We start from the raw sequence: 1,831 nt of genomic DNA on the forward strand, positions 1-1,831 counted from the left end.
TGTGCGCCCAGCATGGGCGCAATCTTGTGGGTGAAAGTCCCGCCGTAAGCTGACCACAGCGAACGAAGTGAAGCGCAACTGCATGAGGGCGACCGAGTGTGGGGAGGAAGCGTGGATCGAAGCCATGAGCCGATGTACAAGAATCGGATAGAAGGCGAAGCCGATCAGGGCGAGCGGGCATAAAACCGCGAAGCTCTTGTGGTCAAGGATCAGGCTGCGTAAATCCGGCGGTTGTGTGGTGAAGGATTGCGTTCTTACCTGGGGAGATCTCGCCTCATGCCTGAAAGGGCGACGGCGCCAGCCGGAGCGAGAAGTCAGCAGAGGCCGTAGTAGTCTTTTTTGACGAAGGGCCGAACGAGAGAAAGCGTTATAGGCCATGTTGATGCGAACGACCGGAAGTCAGATGCCTGCCAAACGCGGGGCGGACGGAGATAGCGAGCGGTGAAGCCGTGAGAAGTCCTGTCAGCGACGAGGTCAATCGCCCGCAAAATGAAACCGACAACTCAGGGCAAGGGCTGCTGGATCGGGCCTTTGCGAGAGAAAACCTGAAACGGGCATGGAAGCGAGTCAAGGCCAACAAGGGTGTAGCAGGCGTCGACGGCCTGGACATTGAACAGACCGCCGAATATTTGTTGAGCCAGTGGCCGAGGATTCGTGAACAGCTTCTTTCGGATACCTACCGGCCCAGTCCGGTAAAGCGCGTAGTAATCCCCAAACCTGACGGCGGCGAACGCGAGTTGGGTATCCCGACGGTTACCGACCGGCTGATTCAACAAGCGTTGTTGCAAGTTTTGCAGCCATTACTTGATCCCACTTTCAGTGAGCACAGCTACGGCTTTCGTCCGGGGCGTCGTGCGCAGGACGCCGTTTTGGCGGCTCAGCGATACGTATCCTCAGGCCGAAAAGTGGTGGTGGATGTAGATCTGGAAAAGTTCTTCGACCGGGTTGATCACGACATTTTGATTGATCGTTTACGCAAACGGATCACGGATCGGGCGGTTATCCGACTGATTCGGACTTATCTGGGTGCGGGGACGCTGATCAACGGTGTGATCGAGGAAAGTCGCCGCGGGGCGCCACAAGGCGGCCCGCTTTCGCCGTTACTGGCGAATGTGCTGCTGGACGAAGTGGATCGAGAACTTGAGCGTCGAGGTCATTGTTTCGTGCGCTATGCCGACGATGCGAACGTGTATGTTCGCAGTACGAAAGCAGGGCATCGGGTAATGGCCTTGCTGAAGCGTTTGTATGAAAAGCTGCACTTGAGCGTCAACGAGAGCAAGAGTGCGGTGGTCAGTGCGTTTGGCCGCAAGTTTCTGGGCTATGAGTTATGGACGGCCCGAGGCGAAGTCAGGCGCGCAGTCTCTTACAAGGCGCAAAAGCAATTCCAGCAGCGTATCCGCTGGTTCACTCGACGGTCGTGTGGTCGTAGTTTGCAACAGATCGCAGATAATCTTCGGCCCTATCTTCTGGGTTGGAAGGCTTACTTCACGTTGTCGCAAACACCTGCGGTCTGGCGCAAGCTGGATGAGTGGATACGACATCGATTAAGAGCAATCCAACTCAGACAGTGGAAACGGGGCCCCAAGATGTATCGAGAGCTTCGGACGCTGGGAGCGAGCCGACAGGTGGCAGTCAGGGTGGCCAGCAACTCTCATCGCTGGTGGCGTAATAGCCGTTTTGAGTTAAACCGTGTGCTGAATATTGCATGGTTCGACAGGCTGGGATTAGTACGTCTCTCATAACCTCAATCTCTCGAACCGCCCGGTGCGGACCCGCATGCCGGGTGGTGTGGCAGGGGAGCGGCCTATGAAGGCCGCCTCCTATGCCGATG

1 protein-coding gene is annotated in these 1,831 nt (G+C 56.7%); it reads left to right on the plus strand.

Features of this window, described 5'->3' with window-relative positions; translation table 11 throughout:
* Positions 1 to 449 precede the first annotated feature (449 nt).
* On the plus strand, positions 450 to 1,742 hold the full coding sequence (gene ltrA, locus G9C89_RS24850) for a group II intron reverse transcriptase/maturase (protein WP_172153363.1): 1,293 nt from the start codon (positions 450 to 452) through the stop codon (positions 1,740 to 1,742).
* Positions 1,743 to 1,831: the final 89 nt, after the last annotated feature.

This window comes from Pseudomonas tumuqii, from assembly GCF_013184545.1.
GTDB lineage: Bacteria > Pseudomonadota > Gammaproteobacteria > Pseudomonadales > Pseudomonadaceae > Aquipseudomonas > Aquipseudomonas tumuqii.